The organism is Actinoplanes sp. NPDC049265 (assembly GCF_043197135.1).
Lineage (GTDB): Bacteria > Actinomycetota > Actinomycetes > Mycobacteriales > Micromonosporaceae > Actinoplanes.
Genome location: NZ_JBICSP010000006.1, coordinates 241,616 through 260,757 on the forward strand (window position 1 = coordinate 241,616; position 19,142 = coordinate 260,757).

19 protein-coding genes, 1 tRNA gene and 1 other RNA gene are annotated in these 19,142 nt (G+C 70.2%); 6 read left to right on the plus strand and 15 right to left on the minus strand.

Features of this window, described 5'->3' with window-relative positions; genetic code table 11:
* Positions 1-139: 139 nt before the first annotated feature.
* From ACGFIO_RS17750 to ffs, 6 genes are all read right to left on the minus strand, one after another.
* Complete coding sequence (locus ACGFIO_RS17750) at positions 140-1,894, minus strand: ABC transporter substrate-binding protein (protein WP_392827321.1); 1,755 nt, start codon at positions 1,892-1,894, stop codon at positions 140-142.
* 79 nt (positions 1,895-1,973) lie between these two features.
* Positions 1,974-2,900 (minus strand): ABC transporter permease, encoded by a 927-nt coding sequence (locus tag ACGFIO_RS17755; protein ID WP_392827322.1) that lies wholly within the window; start codon positions 2,898-2,900, stop codon positions 1,974-1,976.
* 436 nt (positions 2,901-3,336) lie between these two features.
* Positions 3,337-3,930, minus strand: coding sequence for a recombination mediator RecR (recR, locus tag ACGFIO_RS17760; RefSeq protein WP_392827323.1), 594 nt, complete (start codon positions 3,928-3,930; stop codon positions 3,337-3,339).
* Positions 3,931-3,941: 11 nt separating this feature from the next.
* Positions 3,942-4,241: a YbaB/EbfC family nucleoid-associated protein gene (locus ACGFIO_RS17765; RefSeq protein ID WP_392827468.1), complete on the minus strand. Its 300-nt coding sequence runs from the start codon at positions 4,239-4,241 to the stop codon at positions 3,942-3,944.
* A gap of 97 nt (positions 4,242-4,338) precedes the next feature.
* Positions 4,339-7,608: a DNA polymerase III subunit gamma and tau gene (locus tag ACGFIO_RS17770; RefSeq protein WP_392827324.1), complete on the minus strand. Its 3,270-nt coding sequence runs from the start codon at positions 7,606-7,608 to the stop codon at positions 4,339-4,341.
* Between the two features lie 78 nt (positions 7,609-7,686).
* Positions 7,687-7,776: signal recognition particle sRNA small type (gene ffs, locus ACGFIO_RS17775), an RNA gene on the minus strand.
* 86 nt (positions 7,777-7,862) lie between these two features.
* Here ffs and ACGFIO_RS17780 point away from each other — a divergent pair.
* The 3 genes from ACGFIO_RS17780 (at position 7,863) to ACGFIO_RS17790 (ending at position 8,706) form a co-directional block, all read left to right on the plus strand.
* Positions 7,863-7,950, plus strand: a tRNA-Ser gene (locus ACGFIO_RS17780).
* Positions 7,951-8,131: 181 nt separating this feature from the next.
* Positions 8,132-8,338, plus strand: coding sequence for a hypothetical protein (locus ACGFIO_RS17785; RefSeq protein ID WP_392827325.1), 207 nt, complete (start codon positions 8,132-8,134; stop codon positions 8,336-8,338).
* Positions 8,335-8,706: a type II toxin-antitoxin system PemK/MazF family toxin gene (locus ACGFIO_RS17790; RefSeq protein ID WP_392827326.1), complete on the plus strand. Its 372-nt coding sequence runs from the start codon at positions 8,335-8,337 to the stop codon at positions 8,704-8,706. Before ACGFIO_RS17785 ends, ACGFIO_RS17790 begins: the two co-directional genes overlap by 4 nt.
* 89 nt (positions 8,707-8,795) lie before the next feature.
* On the opposite strand, the gene ACGFIO_RS17795 is transcribed toward ACGFIO_RS17790, so the two are convergent.
* Positions 8,796-9,536 carry a hypothetical protein gene (locus ACGFIO_RS17795; RefSeq protein ID WP_392827327.1) on the minus strand — a complete coding sequence of 247 codons (741 nt, stop codon included), beginning with the start codon at positions 9,534-9,536 and terminating at the stop codon, positions 8,796-8,798.
* 379 nt (positions 9,537-9,915) lie between these two features.
* Here ACGFIO_RS17795 and ACGFIO_RS17800 point away from each other — a divergent pair, with 379 nt between their 5' ends.
* Entirely contained in the window at positions 9,916-10,857 is a 942-nt protein-coding gene (locus tag ACGFIO_RS17800; RefSeq protein ID WP_392827328.1) for a glycerophosphodiester phosphodiesterase family protein, read from the plus strand.
* 235 nt (positions 10,858-11,092) lie between these two features.
* Here the strand turns inward: ACGFIO_RS17800 and ACGFIO_RS17805 are convergent, their stop codons facing one another.
* The 6 genes from ACGFIO_RS17805 to ACGFIO_RS17830 form a co-directional block, all read right to left on the minus strand.
* Positions 11,093-11,440, minus strand: coding sequence for an STAS domain-containing protein (locus ACGFIO_RS17805; RefSeq protein ID WP_392827329.1), 348 nt, complete (start codon positions 11,438-11,440; stop codon positions 11,093-11,095).
* Positions 11,441-11,512: 72 nt separating this feature from the next.
* A complete protein-coding gene (locus ACGFIO_RS17810; RefSeq protein WP_392827330.1) occupies positions 11,513-12,013 on the minus strand; it encodes a DUF6886 family protein in 501 nt (166 codons plus the stop codon).
* A 111-nt stretch (positions 12,014-12,124) separates the two neighbouring features.
* Positions 12,125-12,334 carry a hypothetical protein gene (locus ACGFIO_RS17815; RefSeq protein ID WP_392827331.1) on the minus strand — a complete coding sequence of 70 codons (210 nt, stop codon included), beginning with the start codon at positions 12,332-12,334 and terminating at the stop codon, positions 12,125-12,127.
* Positions 12,335-12,712: 378 nt separating this feature from the next.
* Positions 12,713-13,126, minus strand: coding sequence for a universal stress protein (locus tag ACGFIO_RS17820; protein ID WP_392827332.1), 414 nt, complete (start codon positions 13,124-13,126; stop codon positions 12,713-12,715).
* The gene (locus tag ACGFIO_RS17825; RefSeq protein WP_392827333.1) at positions 13,123-14,352 is read right to left on the minus strand and encodes an SLC13 family permease; all 1,230 of its coding nucleotides are present in this window, start codon (positions 14,350-14,352) and stop codon (positions 13,123-13,125) included. The genes ACGFIO_RS17820 and ACGFIO_RS17825 overlap by 4 nt, the downstream gene beginning before the upstream one ends.
* 20 nt (positions 14,353-14,372) lie before the next feature.
* Positions 14,373-15,092 (minus strand): SDR family oxidoreductase, encoded by a 720-nt coding sequence (locus tag ACGFIO_RS17830; protein ID WP_392827334.1) that lies wholly within the window; start codon positions 15,090-15,092, stop codon positions 14,373-14,375.
* A gap of 96 nt (positions 15,093-15,188) precedes the next feature.
* Between ACGFIO_RS17830 and ACGFIO_RS17835 the strand changes: the two genes are divergently transcribed.
* The gene (locus ACGFIO_RS17835; protein WP_392827335.1) at positions 15,189-16,028 is read left to right on the plus strand and encodes a LysR family transcriptional regulator; all 840 of its coding nucleotides are present in this window, start codon (positions 15,189-15,191) and stop codon (positions 16,026-16,028) included.
* A 169-nt stretch (positions 16,029-16,197) separates the two neighbouring features.
* Here the strand turns inward: ACGFIO_RS17835 and ACGFIO_RS17840 are convergent, their stop codons facing one another.
* Both ACGFIO_RS17840 and ACGFIO_RS17845 read right to left on the minus strand, forming a co-directional pair.
* Positions 16,198-16,800: a DinB family protein gene (locus ACGFIO_RS17840; RefSeq protein WP_392827336.1), complete on the minus strand. Its 603-nt coding sequence runs from the start codon at positions 16,798-16,800 to the stop codon at positions 16,198-16,200.
* Between the two features lie 77 nt (positions 16,801-16,877).
* Positions 16,878-17,849, minus strand: coding sequence for a prephenate dehydrogenase (locus tag ACGFIO_RS17845; RefSeq protein WP_392827337.1), 972 nt, complete (start codon positions 17,847-17,849; stop codon positions 16,878-16,880).
* Positions 17,850-17,960: 111 nt separating this feature from the next.
* Here ACGFIO_RS17845 and ACGFIO_RS17850 point away from each other — a divergent pair, with 111 nt between their 5' ends.
* The gene (locus ACGFIO_RS17850) at positions 17,961-19,109 is read left to right on the plus strand and encodes a PQQ-binding-like beta-propeller repeat protein (protein WP_392827338.1); all 1,149 of its coding nucleotides are present in this window, start codon (positions 17,961-17,963) and stop codon (positions 19,107-19,109) included.
* Positions 19,110-19,142 lie beyond the last annotated feature (33 nt).

Here is a 19,142-nt window from a genome sequence, read left to right on the forward strand (position 1 = left end):
CTTGCGGACGTACCTCACATCGATCTCCACCGTCGTGAATAAATTCCATCGGTTCGTGGCCTAGACGGCCGGCCCGAGGAGTCCCCCGGACCGGCCGCCTGCTGCCTTCACCTACCTATCGTGTGTGTTCCGGCCCGGATCAGGCCACGCCGAGCGCGGTGTAGTCGTACATCGCGTACGCCTCGCTGACGAACACGTTGGTCAGCTTCTTCGGACGGATGAGCAGCGCCTTGGCGTACACACCCGGGAGGATGTAGGCGTCCTCCATGACCTTCTTGTCGATCTCGCCCCAGGCCTTCTCACGGGCCGAGGTGTCGGTGTTGGCGACCGCGGCGTCGAGCATCTTGTTGACTTCCGGGTCCCGCACACTGGCGTTGGACGAGCCACCGGTCTCCCGGATGACCCGGCTGTCGACGATCTGCGACAGGAAGCCGAAGCCGTCGTTCCAGTCGGCGCCCCAGCCGTTCACGATGAGGCCCAGCTTGTTGTTCTTGGCGTACGGCGGGTTACCGGCGTACTGGGAGAAGTAGTCACCCTGCGGGAACGGCTTCAGCGTGAGCTTGATGCCGACCCGGGCCAGCGACTGCTGCAGCGCCTCGGCGGTCGCCTTCTCCTTCGGACGCTCGGCCCGGTAGGAGATGTTGGTCTCGAAGCCGCTCGGCTGACCACAGGCGGCGAGCGCCTCCTTGGCCTTGGCCACGTCACCCTTGCCGTCCTGCGACGGGTACAGGTCGAACTTCTGGTAGCCGGGAACCGCCGGCGGCATGAGCGTGGTGGCGATGTCGCCACCGGCCAGCGGGCCGCCGTACGCGGTCTGGTAGCCGGTCTTGTCCGCGGCGAACTCCACGGCCTTGCGGCAGTCGGCCTTGTCGAACGGCGCGACGTTGCCGTTGATCGAGGTGTACCAGAGGCGGGACTGCTGGACGTTGTCCGTGCTCGCCTTCAGCGTCGGGTCGCCGACCACGCGGCCCAGGGCGGCCGGCTGCACACCGGTGCCGACCACGTCGATGTCCAGGTCGCCGGAGAGCAGCCGGTTGTCCAGGTCGTCGGCGTTGACGTTGAGCGAGACCTCGAAGCGGTCCGGCAGCGCCTTGCGGATCGGGTCGCTGGCCTGGTCCCAGTTCGGGTTCCGCTTCAGCGCGAAGTCCTTGCCCAGGTTGTTCGTGTCGAACATGTACGGGCCGGACGAGATCACGTGCTGCTTGTAGTTGGCGCCGGTGTCCTTGGCCTCCGGCACCGGGACCGTCTGCGACAGCGCGGCCAGGTAGTCGAAGCCACCGAAGGCCTGCTTCAGGTGGAAGACGACAGTCGTGTCGTCCGGGGTGGTGATCGCCGAGTCGGTGTTCACACCCTTCGACTTGTACGGGCCCTTGTAGCCGGCCGGCAGGTTCAGGAACTGCTCGAAGTACGCCGGGCCGTTCGGGAACGTCTCCTTGTCGACCGAGCGGAGCACCGCGTACTTGACGTCGGCGGCCTTGACGACCGTGCCGTCCTCGTACTTGATGCCCGCCCGGATCTTGTAGGTCCAGGTCTTGCCGCCGTCCGACGGCGTACCCAGGCCCTCGGCCAGGTCGGGGGTCAGCTCGTTGCTGCCCTTGCCCGGCTCGACCTTGAAGGTGAGCAGGCTCCGGCCGTACAGCCGGAGGAAGTTCCACGAGTACCCGTAGTAGGTCTCGCCCGGGTCAAGGGTGTCCCAGTCGCCGGAGTTGGCCAGGCGGATCGTTCCGCCCTTCTTGTCCGAAGCGTTGAACACCTTGGAAAGGGCAGCGTTGAACTCGGGCTTGGCCGAGCTCGAACCGCCGTTCGAATCGTCGTCTCCGCCGCCGCACGCGCCGGTTAATCCGAGTGCCAGGACGGCCGTCGCGGCCGCCAGCACCCTGTTTCTGCGGATCACTTGTAGCAACCTCCCTGATGGGACGGCCCGGGACCGGACCGCCTGGCTGGAGCAGAAGTCTTTTCCTCGGGGCGTCGCATCAGCGCCGGCCCTTCGGATCGAGGGCATCCCGCAAGCCGTCACCGAAGAGGTTGAAGGCGAGCACGGTGATGAAGATGGCCATGCCGGGGAAGAACATGAAGTGCCAGATGGTGTAGAACCGCGAGGCGTCCGAGAGCATGCCGCCCCAGCTCGCCGTCGGCGGGCGCACGCCCACACCGAGGAACGACAGGGCCGCCTCGAACAGGATGTTCGTCGGGATCAGCAGCGTGGCGTAGATCAGGATCGGCGCGATCAGGTTGGGCAGCATCTCCTTGAAGATGATGCGCGGCGCCCGCGCGCCCAGGCTGCGGGCCGCGTCCACGAACTCACGCTCCCGCAGCGACAGGGTCTGACCGCGGACGATGCGACCGATGTACGGCCAGCTGAAGAAGCCGATGATGAAGATCAGCAGGAAGATCCGCAGCCCGTCCCCGGTGAACCCGAAGGCGGTGTCCGGGACCACGCCGACCAGCGCGATCGAGAAGACCAGCAGCGGGAACGCCAGGAAGACGTCCATCAGCCGGCTGATCAGGGTGTCGACCCAGCCGCCGAAGAAGCCCGCGATCACGCCCAGCGTGGAACCGATCAACGTGGACAGCATCGTCGCGAAGAAGGCGATCAGCAGCGAGATCCGGGCGCCGTAGACGACCCGGCTGAAGATGTCCCGGCCGTTCTGCGGCTCGACGCCGAAGATGTGCTCGCCGGAAATGCCGGTGCCGCCCTTGGGTGCGAGCGTGTTGACGTCGATCAGATCCTGGTGGAACTCGTTCGGCGGCGAGCCGAACCAGTCGGCCAGCAACGGCGCGAACACCGCGACCAGGATCAGGAAGATGACAACGATGCCACCGCCCATCGCGACCTTGTCGCGCTTGAGGCGGTTCCAGGCGATCCGGCCGAGCGATCGACCCTCGATCTGCTTGGTCACGACCGCTCCGCCAGGCGCGGGATCCGGCGCCAGCGGAACCTGGTCTGTGGCCGTGCCGGGCCCAACGACCATGAAGCTTCCGGTCCTCTCCCCGGCCACCAGCCACGACGCCGCCGCCGCGGTAGTTGACCGCGAGATCGACCGGCCCCGCAGCGCGGGCAACCGATCGGTTGTTCGCGTACGTGGATGGTGCGGCCAGCCCCGGCAATGGTGGTTGCCGACGCGGACACGAACCAGCGGACGGGTTACGCCGCCGCCGTGAGAGGAACGCTCACGTAATCCCGCCCATCGGTCAATAGGCTTTCGGTCCGTTTATCGTTTCCTGGCCGCGCCGTGACGGCAGCGTGACAAAGCCCTTCGCGACAAGAAAGTAACGCACAGTTGAGGGCCGCCGGGCCGTTTCGGCCCAACGTTCCCACCCGTCTCACCAGGTCACTTACACCGCACGGCGGCCCTCGAAGGCACGACCCAGGGTGATCTCGTCGGCATACTCCAAGTCACCACCAACCGGAAGACCGCTCGCCAAACGGGTCACAGCGATACCCATCGGCTTGACCATCAGCGCCAGATAGGTAGCGGTGGCCTCGCCCTCCGTGTTCGGATCGGTGGCCAGAATCAGCTCCTTGACCTCACCCGAGCTCAGCCGCGCCATCAGCTCCCGGATGCGCAGGTTGTCCGGACCGATACCCTCCAGCGGATTGATCGCCCCGCCGAGCACGTGGTAACGGCCCCGGAACTCACCGGTCCGTTCGATCGCCACCACGTCCTTCGGCTCCTCGACCACACACAGCACCTCGTTGCCGCGCCGCGGGTCGCGGCACACCCGGCACTGCTCCGACTCGGCCACGTTGAAGCAGATCGTGCAGAAGCGCACCAGCTCCTTCACCTTGCGAAGCGTGGTGGCCAGCCGGTTCACGTCGGCCGGATCCGCGGACAGGACGTGGAAGGCGATCCGCTGAGCCGACTTCGGGCCCACGCCCGGCAGCCGGCCCAGCTCGTCGATGAGGTCCTGGATGGCGCCTTCGTACACCCGTCGCCTGCCTAGAAGCCCGGGAGCTGGAGCCCGCCGGTGGCCGGGCCCATCTTCTGCTCGGTCAGCTCACGCTGCGCCTCAGCGGCGTTGTGCACGGCCGCGAGCACCAGGTCCTCCAGCGTCTCGACATCCTCCGGGTCCACAGCCTTGGGGTCGATCTTGATCGACTTGAACTCCCCCAGCCCCGTGATCACCACGGACACCAGGCCACCCCCGGCCGTACCGGTCAGCTCGGCGGCCGCCAGCTCGGCCTGAGCCTGAGCGACCTGCTGCTGCATCTTCTGCGCCTGCTTCATGATCTGCTGCATGTTCGGCTGTCCACCGGGGCGCATCGCGTCGCTCCTACTCAGTCGTGTGCAAGTCCCAACCAGCGTAGTGGTCACATCGACACCACCGGCCACACGGTCAGCTCGTGGTCTCGCCGATCTTCTCCGCCCCGAACGCCTGCCGCAGCAGGTCCATGGCCTGTTGCTCGCTGTTCTGGCGTGCGCTCTTCTCGTCGATGACGTCGTCGAGCGGTTCGTCGCCCGGGTCGAAGCCGTCGAACGACCGCGGCGGGCCGTCGAACTCCGGGTCGTACGGGGCCTCGTCGGCGGGTGAGCCGTCCGGCCAGGCGCTGGCGCCCGGCTGCGTCGGGGCGTTCGCGGGCCCAGCCGGCGGCTGGGCGGCTCCTGGCGTGGCGCTGGTCTTGGCGGCGGTCTGGCGGCCGGCGCTGGCGGCGGCCGCGGCTCGGGCGGCGGCCAGGCCCGGGCTGGGCGCGGGCCTCGCCGGGGTCCGGTCCGGGGTGGTGGGCGCGGCCGGGGACTGTGTCCGGTCCGGGGCCGGCGCGGGCCGGGACTGTGTCCGGTCCGGAGCGGCGGGCCGGGGTGGGGGCTGGTCGGGGGTGGCAGCGGTCGGGGCGGCGTTGGGGCGCGGCGTCGGGGTGGCCGGAGCGGCGGTTCCGGAGGCTGCGGCGCGGGCCGCCGCCAGGCCGGTGGACGGACCGGTCGGGCCCGGCTCTGGTCCGTCGGCCGGCGCGGCTGCTGTGGTGGGCGCCGGTCGGGGCGCTGGCGCGGGTGCGGCACTGCCTGGGCGGACGGGCTCCGGCCACGCGGTGTCGTCCTCGGGCGGGGGCGAAGCGGCGGCTCCCGGGCGGGCCGGTTCCGGCCAGTCATCGCCTGACGCCGGTGGTCGGGCGGGCTCGGGCCAGTCCCCACCGGCCGCGGCAGGCTGGGCTGGATCGGAGCGGTCGACGCCGGCGGACTGGGCTGAATCGGACTCGGCGCTAGTGGCGGCTGGAGCGGGGCGGTCGGCGCTGGCGGCGGCGGGCTGGGCTGGAACGGGGCGGTCGGCACTGGGTTGGGCTGGGCGGACCGGTTCTGGCCAGTCGTCGCTGTCGTCGGCGGGTGGCTGGGGCGCGCGCCTCGGGGCTGACTCGCGCTGGCGGGTCGGCTGGGCGGACGGCTCGCGCTGGTTCGGGCCGTTGTGGGACGGACCGTTCTGGGTGGTCGGCGCGGGCTGGGCGGGGCCACGGTTCGAGGCGGCGGTACGGGGGGCCGGGCCCCCCTCGCCGGCCACCTCGCAGCGAATCTGCCAGCGGCCGCCCAACGTCTCGTAGAGCGCGTCGACCAGGAGTTGAGGCTGGTCGGCAACCATCTTGGCGTGCGCCGGGAAGCGGAACGTGAGGACCACCGTCTGGCCGTCCAGGTCGCGGACCGTCGCACCCGAGGCCAGGGCGGCCACCTTTTTGCTCTGGCGGCTGACCGACGTGATGATCTCGGGCCAGACCTCACGGACCGCGGCCGCCGTGAGCTGACCGGAAGCGATCGGTTCGACGCCGTCATCCGGGGCGTCGGGGAGGATAGCGCCGGGGTCGGGGCGACGTGGGGGCTGAGCGCCGCCGGAGGTGGGCGCGGCCTGCGGCGGGACCGGGCGCGCGGGCGGGGCCTCGTCGTCGTAGTGCGGGGGCTCGTCCGGCCACTCGTCCTCGTCGTAGGCGCTCGCGGAAGGTACGCCGGGGACGGCCGGCGGGGTGGCCGACGCAGGCTGGGCGGAAACCGGGGCCTGCGCGGGAGCCTGGGCCTGCACGGAAGGCGTGGCCGACGCCGGTGGTGCGGGGGCTACGGAAGCCGGGGTCTGCGCGGGAGCCGGGGCCGAGGCCTGTCCGAAGGCCGGAGGAGCACTGACCGGCGGGGCGGCGGGCGCGGCCGTAGAAGGAGAGGTGGCGGGCGCAGCGGCGGCCGTCGTGGGTGGGGCGGAAGGCGGGGCTTCGGAAGGGGCTGGGGACGGGGTGGAAGGCGCGGCGGGTGTGGAGGGGCGCTGGGCGGTGGGCAGGCCGCCGGCGGGGGCTCGGCGGCTGGCGGCGGCGGCTGCGGCTCGGGCGGCATTGAGGCCACCGCTGGTAGAGGTGGCGGGGGCGCCGGAGGGCTGGGGGCTGGTGCCGGCCTCGGGAGGGGTTGAGCCGGTGCCGCCACCGGCATTGGCGTCGGGGAGCGACGGAGTCGCGTCGTCCGGGCGTACCTGGGAAAAATCGGAAAGCGTGAGTCGCCGCTCCATGCGCTCCAGACGCTGGAGCAGCGCGCCGTGCGAATCGTCGGCGCCCGGCAGCAACATCCGGGCCGTGATCAGCTCGAGGAGCAGCCGCGGGGCGGTCGTGCCGCGCATCTCGACCAGGCCGTTGTGCACGATGTCGGCGCTGCGGGAGAGCTGGGCCGGGCCGAGCCGGGTGGCCTGCGCGCCCATCGCGTCGAGCTGGTCGGCCGGGCCGTCGATCAGGCCCTTCGCCACCGCGTCGGGAACCTGCTGCAGGACGATCAGGTCACGGAAGCGTTCCAGCAGGTCGGACGCGAACCGCCGCGGGTCGTGGCCGGCCTCGGCGACCCGGTCGATGGTGGCGTACGCCGCCGCGCCGTCCCCCGCGGCCAGCGCGTCGCACATCTCGTCGATCAGCGCGACGTCGGTCACACCGAGCAGGGCGACCGCGCGCGCGTAGTCGACACCCGCCGGCCCCGCGCCGGCGATGAGCTGGTCGAGCACTGAGAGTGTGTCGCGCGCGCTACCCCCGCCGGCCCGGACGACCAGCGGAAAGACGGCCGGATCGACATGGACGCCTTCGGCTTCGGTCAATTGCTGCAGGTACGGTCGGAGCACGGCCGGCGGGATCAGCCGGAACGGGTAGTGATGCGTCCGGGACCGGATCGTGCCGAGCACCTTTTCCGGTTCGGTCGTCGCGAAGATGAACTTGACGTACTCCGGCGGCTCCTCGACCAGCTTGAGCAGCGCATTGAAGCCGGCCGACGAGACCATGTGCGCCTCGTCGATGACATAAATCTTGTACCGGCTGCTGGCCGGCGCGAAGAACGCCTTTTCCCGCAGCTCACGAGCATCGTCAACACCGCCGTGGCTGGCCGCGTCGATCTCGATCACGTCGATCGACCCGGTGCCGTCGTTGGCCAGGGACTTGCAGGAGGCACAGACCCCGCACGGCTCCGGGGTGGGACCCTGCTCACAGTTCAGCGAGCGAGCCAGGATGCGCGCGCTCGAGGTCTTGCCGCAGCCACGAGGCCCGGAGAAGAGGTACGCATGGTGCAGCCGCCCGCTCCGCAACGCCTGCGACAGCGGCTCGGTGACATGCTCCTGCCCGATAACCTCGGCGAAGGTCCGCGGACGGTACTTGCGGTAGAGCGCGAGAGCCACGCCTGCCCCTTCCTCGACGACCGCGCCATTGTCCGCCGAGGGTGTGACAGAAACAAACGTGCCGGGGGCTCGACACGAAAGGACCCCCCGTGCACCCGCCAGAGCTCGCTTATCCTTGCTGCCTTCCGGCCCTGGGGAGGTTCACAAGATGACGCCGCACGAGGGGCTGGCAGCTAGCCTACCCGGCCCCGGCGTCCGGCTGTGCGGCCCTCCCGCCAGAAACCCGGGCGACGGTGGTCTGTATCCTGTCGGACGGAGGATTCGCCTAGAGGCCTAGGGCGCACGCTTGGAAAGCGTGTTGGGTTCACACCCTCACGAGTTCGAATCTCGTATCCTCCGCCAGCAGAACATGCAAGGCCGGGCCCGGCGGTCCGGCCTTCTTGGTTCTCGGGCCCCTCTGGCACCTCCGCGCGATGGGACAAGGCGAGGACCCCACGCCGCCGACCCACATGTCGGCAGTCGGGCGCACGACCACTCCTACCTTTGGTGGCACTCCGGGTGCCACCAAAGGTAGGATCTGCCTATGAAGATAAGCGTCAGCCTCCCCGAGGAGGATGTCAGGTTCCTCGACGAACAGGGAGAGAACCGTTCGGCCACCCTCCACGAGGCGGTCGCTCTCTTGCGTGAGCGGCAACTCGCCGATCAGTATGCCGAGGCGTTCAGCGCGTGGGCTGACTCATCCGACGCGGAACTGTGGGACGCCGCCACCCCCGACGGCCTCTCGTCGTGAGGTGGGGCGACGTCATACAGGTCGACCTCAACCCGGCCGCGGGAAGCGAGGCGAACAAGGTCCGCCCCGCAGTCATCGTCAGCAACGACGGCGCCAACCGTGCCGCGGAACAATTCGGCCGTGGCGTCATCACGGTCGCGCCTATCACCTCCAACGTCACCAAGGTCTACCCGTTCCAGGTTCTGATCGCTTCTGACCAGGACCGGACCGGCCTCACGGCGGAATCCAAGATTCAGGTGGAACAGATCCGCGCCGTGGACGTGGCACGCGTAAGCCGGCGCCTCGGCCGGCTTCCCGTCACCTTGCACGAACCGCTTCGCGAAGCCCTCGCCCTGCATCTGGGACTGCGGAACGGTCGATCTTCCTAGATCCTCAACCTGGTCCCCGGCGAGACCCTCGCCGGGGCTTACTATTCACCTTCGGCCAGGCCAATTCGACGGCCGAACCACGGAGCCGTCTATCCCTCGACGAAGCGGCGCAGAGTGTCGGTCAGCTGCCGGTCGTCGACGGTCGAATAGACCGAGCGGTCCTCGCCGACCAGGATGAACAGCGGGCAGGTTTCGTCCTCGCCGGTCAGGCGGGTTTCGAAGAGCTTCTTGCGGGTGGCCGTCTCGTAGAGGGTCAGGCGGTAGCGGCCCTCCTTCATGTCGATTTTCGACGGCTTGGGCTTGTCGATGGGGCAGGTCTTGACCTTGGGGGTCTTGGTGGTGACGAGGTCAACGCACGCCACCAGCTGGACCTTGGAGAAGTCCTTCGGCTGCCAGGCGTCCTTGATGGCCGCGGGAGACTCGAACGGGATGTCCAGGTAGCCCACCGTCGTCCGGTACGGCAGGTCTTTGCGCTCGCGGACGCTGATGGAGATGGGGTGGGGGGACAGCTCCGTCGTGTACTTCGGGGCCTTGGGGTAGTACCAGTGGTCGCAGACTCGCTCCAGGTCCTTGGCCTCGCGCACTCTGGTCGAGCTGGCCTTGGAGCCGGCGGGGACGGATCCGCTGACGTTGAGGGGCTTGTGGGGGGCCGCCGTGGTGGGTGGCGCCGAGGACGGCTCGGTCAAGGGTGAGAGGCCGCCGGAGGACGGGTCGTTCAGTGACTCCGAAGCGTTGTGGGCGGCCCGGATGCCTCGGGCCAGGCCGAAGGCGACGGTTCCGAAGCAGGCCACGGCCAGGACGCCGACCACGGCTATGACTGCGATCCACACGTTGCGGGAGGTTTTCCGCGGGGCCGGCGCCGGCTGCTGCAAAGGAGACAGCGACGGCAAGGGCTGGCCTGGCGGCGGAAAGGCCGGCGGCACGGGCTGGCCCGGGGACGGAAAGGCCGGCGGCACAGATTGGCCCGGGGGCGGAAAGGCCGGCGGCACGGGTGGGCCCGAGGGCGGTGTGAAGGGGGGCGGAGGGGTAGAAGGCGGCGGGGCGTAGGGGGATGGCGGCGGAGGGGTGGAGGGCGGGGTAGAGGACTGCGGCGCCGTGGGGTCCGGCCCCGGCGCCTCGTTGTTTTCCATGTTCAGCTCCCCGTTGATCGATGCATCGGCGAGGGACTGTAGCCGCTGCGGCTCGATCGTGTGGGGCAGAATGCCGCCCGTGAAGGTGAAGAAGCGCTGGGTCATCCCGGGTGTGATGGTGCTGATCGCGGCGGGGCTCTACGTCGGGAACCGGTCGGGGAACGGCGCGGGGCGGCCGAAGCTGCTGGCTCACCGCGGCATCGCGCAGACCTTTCCGCTCGACGGTGTGGGCAACGACACGTGTACGGCCACCCGGATCAACCCGCCCGACCACGCCTACATCGAGAACACGCTGCCGTCGATGCGGGCGGCGTTCGCGGCCGGCGCCGACGCGGTCGAGTTCGATGTGCAGGTGTCGGCCGACAACCAGCTCGTCGTCTTCCACGACTCGACGCTCGAGTGCCGGACCGACGGCCGCGGCACGGTCAAGGAGCACACGCTGGCCGAGCTGCGCCAGCTTGACCTGGGGTACGGCTACACGGCCGACCACGGCGCCACCTTCCCGTTGCGCGGCAAGGGCCGGGGAATGCTCGTCACCGTCCCGGAGGTGGTCGCCGCCTTCCCGGGCCGGGAGCTGCTCCTCGACCTCAAGAACGACGACGCGGCCGAGGCGGGGCGTCTGCGCGAGTTCCTCGACACGTTGCCGCCGGAGCGCCTCGAGACCATCGCGGTGTACGGCGGGGGCGACGTCGTCGTGGGTGGAAAGGTCCGGAGCGCATCCAAACAGACAATGAAGAACTGCCTTTTGGCGTACGAGGGAATCGGCTGGACCGGCCACGTGCCCGACGCGTGCCGCCACACCGAGCTGCACCTGCCGCAGCGTTATGGCCGTTTCCTCTGGGGCTGGCCGAATCGGTTCGTCGACCGGATGCGCGACGCCGACACCCGGGTGGTCCTGGTCGCCGGCGACGGCCCGTGGTCGGAGGGCTTCGACGACGCCGAGGCCATGCGCCAGGTGCCGGACGGCTGGTCAGGCTGGCTGTGGAGCAACCGGGTGGACCGGATCCAGGTCGGCCGGTGAGAACAGTCGCGGTATCGGCAAGGGCAGCAGTCACAGGCCGACCAGCGCCCCGCCGGCCGCGGCGATGACCAGGGCCGGACGTACGCCGACGAGCGATCCGAGGACGCCGCCGACGATCGCACCGAGCGGGCGGATCCCGTAGTCGAGCCTGAATCAGGACGCCGCCGAGGGCTGGTCAGCAGACCGACCTCGGTGGGCGTGGCGGCCAGCGTGGTGACCGCGATCACGTCTGGGTTCACAACTCCGCGGCCGCTATCGCATCCTCGACCGACGGGAAGATGGCGAAGTACTTGCTCAGGCCGACCGTCGCCATCAAATTGAGCAGGAACGGGCTGGCCGACGCGAAGCTGAGCCACCCGCCCCGCGTCGTGATCACCTGCTTGCTGGTGATGAACGCGCTCAGCCCGACCGAGTCGCAGAACTTGAGGTCGGCCAGGTCCACGACGATCCGCGGCACCGGCCGGTCCAGCAGGTCGGCCAGCGTGGCGTGCAGCTTGGCCGAGGTGTCGGCGTCGAGCTCACCGCTCAGCCTGAGCACCGCGACGTCGGATCGGTGGTCAGAAGTCGTGGCTAGCATCCCCATCCGCTTTCCCTCTGGATCAGTGGCAATCCAGGCTAGAACGGCACAAACGGACCCGGCCGGACACGACGTCCGTCAGCCCGACCGGGCCGCGTTGCGCAGCCGGATGCCGCTGAATCGCAGGCCGCTGGCCACCACCGAGTCCATGTAGGGCCGCAGATGGCGCAGCAGCCGCAACTCGATGCCGGCCGCCTCATGCGCGGCGAGCAGGTCGCCGGTCTCCTCGGGCGGCCCGAGCGGCCGGACCACCTCGGTGCTCACCCAGGCGTGCGGATAGGGCTTTCCGATCGGCCGGAACTGGCCGGCCGGGAAGCGATAGGCGAAGAGGCGCACGGTACGCAGGCGGTCGAGCCAGGCGTACTCGATGGCGTGCACCCGGGCCCCGGTGGCGTCCGGCCGGGGCCAGCTGCACACCCGGGGGCAGTCGCGGGGAAACCAGTAGGACGGCGCGTTCTGGCCGTCGACGGCCCAGACGTATGGCTCGGTCTCGCGCGACGTCGGCGCGACGTGCGGCCGGAAAACGGTGATCGTGGGGTCTTCGGAGAAATGCAGGACCTGGCCGGCGTCGGGCAGCATGCCACCTGCCTAAAGCAATCGGGCCGGACCCCGCAAAGGGAATCCGGCCTCGATCGAACTGGGGCCAAGCCATTGAGGTCAAGCGTGTGGCTCAGCCCGGCATCCGGCGCTCTAGAGCTTGCGCCACTGCCAGCGTGAACCGCGCCACGCGTCCGCCAGGATCATGGCCGAGGCCTTTCCCGGACACTGCTGGACCTTCGATTTGCCCTCAGGGCCACCCATCTGGGCTTCCACTTCCCAAAGGCTGCCGTCGGTCTTGACGTAGACGTCCCGCCGTGCAAGGCGGGCGTCACCATTCCACCAGTGATGCTCAACTCTCACGGGTCAACTTTATGACAGACATCGACAGATTCGACCGGGGCGGGTTCGTGAAACTTCTTCACCACCAGGTTGGGAAACATCGGCCGACAGGCCGGACTTGTCCGCGACATCTTGCATCCACCCCGTTGTCTTTGGTCAGTCTCGATCCCGTCACACGTCGTAATATACGCAGGTCAGAGCATCGCGAACGAATGCATCCGTCGCGACGAAACGGCACCGTCACGTCATCGACACGTGAGCAGCCGGTTTGATCATGCTGTGAAGACCCTGAGAGCCCCGTTCCGGGGTTTCGGGCGCGGACCGGATTTTTCACAATGCGTGAGGTAGGACGTCCAACCGCCAGACCGGAACGTGTTTGTGCCACTACCGATTGTTCAACTAGGGCCAGACGAGCAGAACCGAGCAGGGCGCGTGGTCGACCACAAAGCGCGTGGCGTGACCCAGGCTGCGCGGCCCCAGGACCAGCCGGTCACCGTCCCGGGCCAGCACCAGGAGATCGGCGTCGGTGCAGGCCGCGACCACTTCGCGTTCCGGCCGGCCCCAGCGCAAGGCCCGCCGGCACGCGCGGCCCAACCGGCGCTCGGCCGCGGTTAGCACCGCCTCCCCGGCCTCGGCCAACATCTCATCGCCCGGTCCGGGCGTGTTGCGGCCGAGCAGGGCGGCCGGGCCGCTCAACGCGGCGATCGTGGCGCTGTCGACCACATAGAGCAGAGTGACCTCGCCGGGCTGCTCGCGGGCGGCGTCGACACACGTCTCCCACGTGCCGTCGGCCAGCCACACGAGGGTCCTCATACGCCCGACACTCGCAGACTCAGCCACAACGCCGCCACCCCGACGAGCAGACAGGCCGGCACCGTCAGCGCCCCCAGCCGGAGGAATTCCCCGGTCCCCGGCGGTTCGCCGCGACGGTGCAGAATCTGCCGCCACAGCAGCGTCGCGAGCGAACCGACATAGGTCAGATTGGGTCCGATATTCGCGCCCAGCAAAACGGCGAGCACCAGGCCGGTGTCGTGCGCGGCCAAAGGCAGCAACATCAGCGTGGCCGGCAGATTGTTAAGCAGATTGGCGAGCACCGCCGCCAATCCGGCCATGGCCAGCAGACCCAGAATTCCGGAATGGTGCGGCGCCAGCCGATCGATCAGCCGTCCGAATCCGCCACGGGCCGCCGCCAGCACCACGATCCCCAGGCCGAAGACGAAAAGGCAGAACCACGGATTGGCGGCGGCCAGGAGCGACTTCGGCGTCAGACCCTTCTGCCGTACGCCCAGAGCAATCGCCCCGGCCGTCGCGATCCACGCCGGGTGCACGCCCAGCGGCCCGGCCACCACGAACCCGGCCAGCGTCACCCCGAGCACCGCCAGCGCGTACCGGGGCGCGGGCTCCGGCTCGACCGGCTCGACCGGCCGCCGCACCCGCAGATCCCCGGCGAAATACCAGCGCAGGATCGCGAACTCGACCGCCACCACGGCCACCCAGGGCGCCGCCATCAACCCGGCGAACCGCAGGAACGACAGGCCGCCGGCGCTCATCGCCAGCAGGTTCGTGAGGTTCGAGACGGGCAGCAGCAGCGAGGCCGAATTGGCGAGGTGGCTGCACGCGTACACATGAGGTTTGGGTCTGATCCGCAGCCGCGCCGCCGTCGCGAACACCACCGGGGTGAGCAGCACGACCGTCGCGTCCAGGCTGAGCGCCGCGGTGACCACGGCCGCGATCACGAAGACCAGCCCGAGCAGCCGGGTCGGCGAACCGCGACTGGACCGGGCGGCCAGCGCGCCGGCCCAGCGGAACACGCCGGCCCGGTCGGCCAGATGGGCCAGCAGCAGAACCGCGGCCAGGAAGCCGACGGTCGGCCCGAGACTCCGGACCTCCCGCCACGCGTCCGGCCACGGCACCAGCCCGGCCACCACCGCGATGATCGAGGCCGGCACCGCGGCGACCGCCTCGGGCAGACCGCGCGGCCGCACGACCGCGAAGGCCAGCACCCCGGCCAGCAGCAACAGGGAGACCAGGGTGGGCACGGGCGCAACTTACCCGCCGATCACCACGGAACAACGCCGTCGTCGTCGAAGAAACCGCCGGTCGGGCCGTCGTCCGGCAACGTGGCCAGCCGGATCGCGATCGCGGCGCCCTGCTGCGGGGTGCGGTAGCCGCGGTGGCCGTTGAGGTCGGTCGCCACGTAACCCGGACAGCCGAGGTTGATCAGGATGTTGGTGTCGCTGAGCTCCTTGGCGTACTGAACGGTGACCGCGTTGAGAAAGGACTTCGAGGTGGGGTACGCGGCGCCGATCGGCCCCGTGTCGAAGGTGCCGTCGGTCTGCCGGGTCAGCGAGCCGACCGTGGACGACATGTTGACGATGCGCGGCGACCGGGAGCGACGCAGCAGCGTCAGCATCGCGTTGGTGACCCGGACGACGCCGATCACGTTGGTCTCCACGACCGTCCGGATGGTCCCCGGGTCGACCAGGGTCGGCTCCTGCGGCATCCCGCCGGTGATCGCGGCGTTGTTGACCAACACGTCCAACCGCCCGTAGCGCTCCTCGAGCAGGGCCGCCGCGGCGGTCGCGGCGCCGGTCACGTCCAGCGGCACACCGAAGGCGTCGGCCCCGCCCGCGCGCAGTTTGGCCACGGCCGCCTCGCGCCGCTCCTCGTCCCGGGCGCCGACCCCGACGCTCCAGCCGAGGGCACCCAGGCCGGCCGCGATCTCGTACCCGATGCCCTTGTTCGCGCCGGTGACCAGCGCGACTGTCTGTTCGCTCATGCCTTCGACCTTCGTCACCGTGAGCCGATCGCTCCAACACCGCTTGGGTACGCACCGATACCCCACAGGTATCGAAGCCGCGGTAGCTTTGCCGCTATGGAGACGCGCGAGTTGCGATACTTCGTCGCCGTCGCCGAGGAGCTGCACTTCGGCCGGGCCGCCCAGCGCCTCGGCATGGCCCAGCCGCCGCTGTCCCGGGCGATCCGCCAGCTGGAACGGCGCCTCGGAGTGGATCTGCTCGAACGCACCAGCCGCTCGGTCACGCTCACCGAGGCCGGCACGGTGCTGCTGCGCGAGGCCCGCGCCGCCCTCGACGCGGTGGCGGCGGCCGAGCGGCGTACCCGGCGGGCCGGCGCGAGCGGCACCCCCGGGCTGGTCCTGGTGACCAAGGCCGCGGCGGCCGGCGAGCTGCTGGCCAAGCTGCTCGACGCGTACGCCGCCGAGCCCGACGCCGGGCCCATCGACGTCGTGCTGTGCAGCGTCGGCGAACAGGAGGGCATGCTCCGCGACGGCCGGGCCGACGTGGCGCTGCTGCATACCCCGTTCGACTCGGTGACCGGCTTCGACATCGAGGAACTGGCCACCGAGACCCAGGTGGCGGTGCTGCCGGCCGGGCATCCGCTGACCACGCGTACACACCTGCGCCTGGCCGACATCACCGACCGGCCCGACCTGCCGATGGCCCGCTGGCCCCGCGACGGCGTCTGCCCCGACGGCCCCGGCCCCGAGATCCACGACCAGGCCCAGCTCCTCCAGCTGATCGCACTGGGCCGCACGACGGTCGTCCTGCCCGAGTCGGTCCGCCCCTATCTGACCGACCGGCACGCCACCGTGCCGATGCTCGACGCCCCCGAGGTGACCACGGTCATCGCCTGGCCGCCGCACAGCACGTCGCGGGCCCTGGCCGCCCTGGTCCGCACCGCGACCCGCCTGTAGTCAGGTCTTGAGAGTCCGGCTCAGCAGAGCCGGAATCTGTTTCCCGCTCCGGACGTCGATGTGCCGTCGGTGGCCTCTTCGACCAGCCTGCCCTCAGCGAAGGGCGGCGCGAACCCCGGCCGGGAGGGGCCCCTGCTGCGTCGGCCCACGTCGCGTCCCTCGGCGGGGCTCAGGACGCGGGAACGCCGGGCTTCCAGGGCGTGACGAAGCCGTTGGCCGGCCAGCCCTCGGCCGCGGCCATCAGGGTGTAGGCGGTGGCGCCGTCGACGGACTGGCGAATGATGTCGGCGTGCCCGGTGTGGTGGGCGATCTCCTCGATCAGGTGCAGCAGGACCCAGCGCAGGGTCCAGTGGTCGTACTCCTGGGGGTTCCACGGCACGCTCTTGTCGATCGGGACCTGGTGGTCGAGGTCGAGCTCGGCCACCGCCCGGGCGGTCTCGGCGGCCACCCGGTCGGTGAAGGCGAGGATGTCCTCCAGGGTTTCGCCCTCGTCGAGGTCGAAGTGCTGGTCCCAGTCGTGCTTGCCGGGGTAGGACATGGGTCGCCGCAGGACGGTGTCGATCCAGCCGGCTTCGGTGTACGCGCAATGCTTGATCACCCCGCCGACGCTCAGCTCGCTGGCGCTCGGCGTGGCCCGCAGCTGCTCCGGGGTGAGACCGTATCCGGTGAGTTTGAGCAGGTAGCGCCGCTGTTCCAGGAACGCCATGAGGCCGTCGCGTTCGTCGCTGACGGGACGGGTGTGGCCGGGCATCTCGTTCTCCTTCGTCGTCACGACTCAGTGGCAGGCCGGGCCGTATTCGCGGGCCGGGCAGCGCCCTGGGCTACCACTGGGGGCTGGTGCCTATGACGTTAGGAGGGATTGCGGTCAGTTTCCGGCCGCATGGCTGTGACTTTTCGATGTGGCCGGTCGACGCCGATGACCCAGCCGCCGACCCGGCCCAGGCGGAGCAGGACGTCCTTGCGGGCGGGCAGTTCGGCCTGGTCGCCGGGCACGGGGGGCCAGGCCGAGCGGGTGGCGTTGGCCGGGGCGAGCAGCGGGCGGAGGGCAGCCACCGGGTCAGGCTCGCTCAGCTGCGTACGCAGAGCCCGCAGGGTGTGGATCACCTCGTCGAGGGCCTCACCTACGGCGGCCGCGTTGCCCCCGCACATGGCGGCGATCAGTTCCGGCCGGGTGGCCGCCACCCGGGTGCCGTCCCGGAAGGAGCCGGCGGCCAGCGCCGCGGCGAGGGGGTCGTTCTCGATCGCGCCGGTCAGGGCCGCGGCCAGCAGATGGGGTACGTGACTGACGCCGGCCACCGCGCGGTCGTGCTCGGCCGCCGTGGCCGGCACCACCCGCGCCCCCAGCCCGGTGACCAGCGCGGCCAGCTCGAGCCAGTCCGCGGTTTCGGTCTCGGGCTCGAGGCCGAGCACCCAGGCGCAGCCGACGAAGAGCCCCCGGTCGGCGGCCCGGAACCCGGACGTCTCCTTGCCCGCCATCGGGTGCCCGCCGACGAACCGCAGCCCGCCCATCAGCTCGCGCACCGGGCCCTTGATCGAGGTGACGTCGGTGACCAGCCCCAGGTAGCCGTCCAGTTCCCGCCGCACCGACGGCAGGGCCGGGAACGGCACGGCCAGCACGCACAGGTCGGTGCCGGCCAGCGCGTCGCGGACCGTGCCGGCCACCTCCCACCGGGTGCCGGTGCGGGCTCGGGCGGCCGCGGTCCGGGCGGTGGCCCGGGTCGCCGGGTCGGCGTCGAAGCCGACCACCCGATGTCCGCCGGCGGCCAGCGCCTGCAGCACCGAGCCGCCGATCAGGCCGAGTCCGAGCACCGCGACGTTCACGAGGACGCACTCTATCGGCCGTCCGGCCAGTTCATGATCAACCGTAACCGGCAGTGCAATTAGTCCGTTTCGGCAGTAGAACGTACCTTACCTTCGCGTTAATGTCATTTTGTGACTTACAGGGGCAAATATCTCAATCGGGGCATTGGGACGACGATCGTGGTGGCGCTGGTGACGGCCGGCGCGATCCCGGCCTGGGCGGCGTTCTCCACCACACCGGACGCGCTGCCCGGCTTCAACGGGACAGTGCTGGCCGTGGCGTACTCGGGCAACACGCTCTTCGTCGGCGGCGACTTCACCTCGGCCGTGGTCAAGGGCAAAAGCATCGCCCGGAGCCGACTCGCCGCCGTCGACGCGCGCACCGGTGAGTTGCTGAGCTGGGCGCCCGCCGCCGACGGGCGGGTCAAGGCGCTGGTCGTCAGCGGCTCGGCGGTCTACGCGGCCGGCGACTTCGCCTCCGTCGGCGGCCAGAGCCGGGACAGCCTGGCCAAGCTCGACGCCGTCACAGGGGCGGTCGCGAGCTTCAAGCACAGCCTCACCGGCAAGCCGTACGCGCTGGCCACCGGCTCCGATCGGCTCTACCTGGGCGGCGCGTTCACCGCCGTGGACGGCCAGAACCGCACCCGCCTGGCCGCGTTCAGCCTGGGCAGCGGCAGCCTCGACAGCTCCTGGAAGCCCACCGCCGACGATCAGATCGAAGCGATCACCGCCACCGACGGGCGGATCTACGTCGGTGGCAAGTTCCACAAGGTCAACGGCACGTCCGGGTACGACCGGCTGGTCGCCCTGGATCCGGCCAAGGCGTCGATCGTCACCGGCTTCAAACCCAAAGCCCCCGTGATCACGTACGGGATCGCGATCGGACCGGACGGCGTCTACGCGGCCGCCGGTGGCCAGGGCGGCAAGGCCAACGCCTACTCGACCGGTGGGACGCTGAAGTGGACGGCCACGTTCGACGGTGACGCGCAGGCGATCGCCTACTACAGCGGCACCGTCTACGTCGGCGGGCACTTCGACCGGGCGTGCAAGACCGCCCGGACCGGACCGCAGGGCGTCTGCCTGGACGGCTCCGACGACCGCGTCAAGCTGGCCGCGCTCGCGCCGTCGACCGGCAAGCTGCAGGCCTGGAGAGCCGACGGCAACGGCATCGAGGGCGTCCTGACCATGGCCACCACCTCGAGCTTCGGCGCGATGGCGGCCGGCGGCGCCTTCACCACCGTCAACGGCAGCTCGGTGAAGCGCCTGGCGCAGTTCAGCTGAGGGCATCACCCCTGGACTGAGGGCATTACCCCG

Bases quoted from the DNA above. Each gene is read 5' to 3' on its own strand.
- ACGFIO_RS17765 (WP_392827468.1), bottom strand. From the start codon at position 4,241: ATGCAGCAGATCATGAAGCAGGCGCAGAAGATGCAGCAGCAGGTCGCT.
- ACGFIO_RS17785 (WP_392827325.1), top strand. From the start codon at position 8,132: ATGAAGATAAGCGTCAGCCTCCCCGAGGAGGATGTCAGGTTCCTCGAC.
- ACGFIO_RS17805 (WP_392827329.1), bottom strand. From the start codon at position 11,440: ATGGGGATGCTAGCCACGACTTCTGACCACCGATCCGACGTCGCGGTG.
- ACGFIO_RS17810 (WP_392827330.1), bottom strand. From the start codon at position 12,013: ATGCTGCCCGACGCCGGCCAGGTCCTGCATTTCTCCGAAGACCCCACG.
- ACGFIO_RS17820 (WP_392827332.1), bottom strand. From the start codon at position 13,126: ATGAGGACCCTCGTGTGGCTGGCCGACGGCACGTGGGAGACGTGTGTC.
- ACGFIO_RS17830 (WP_392827334.1), bottom strand. From the start codon at position 15,092: ATGAGCGAACAGACAGTCGCGCTGGTCACCGGCGCGAACAAGGGCATC.
- ACGFIO_RS17835 (WP_392827335.1), top strand. From the start codon at position 15,189: ATGGAGACGCGCGAGTTGCGATACTTCGTCGCCGTCGCCGAGGAGCTG.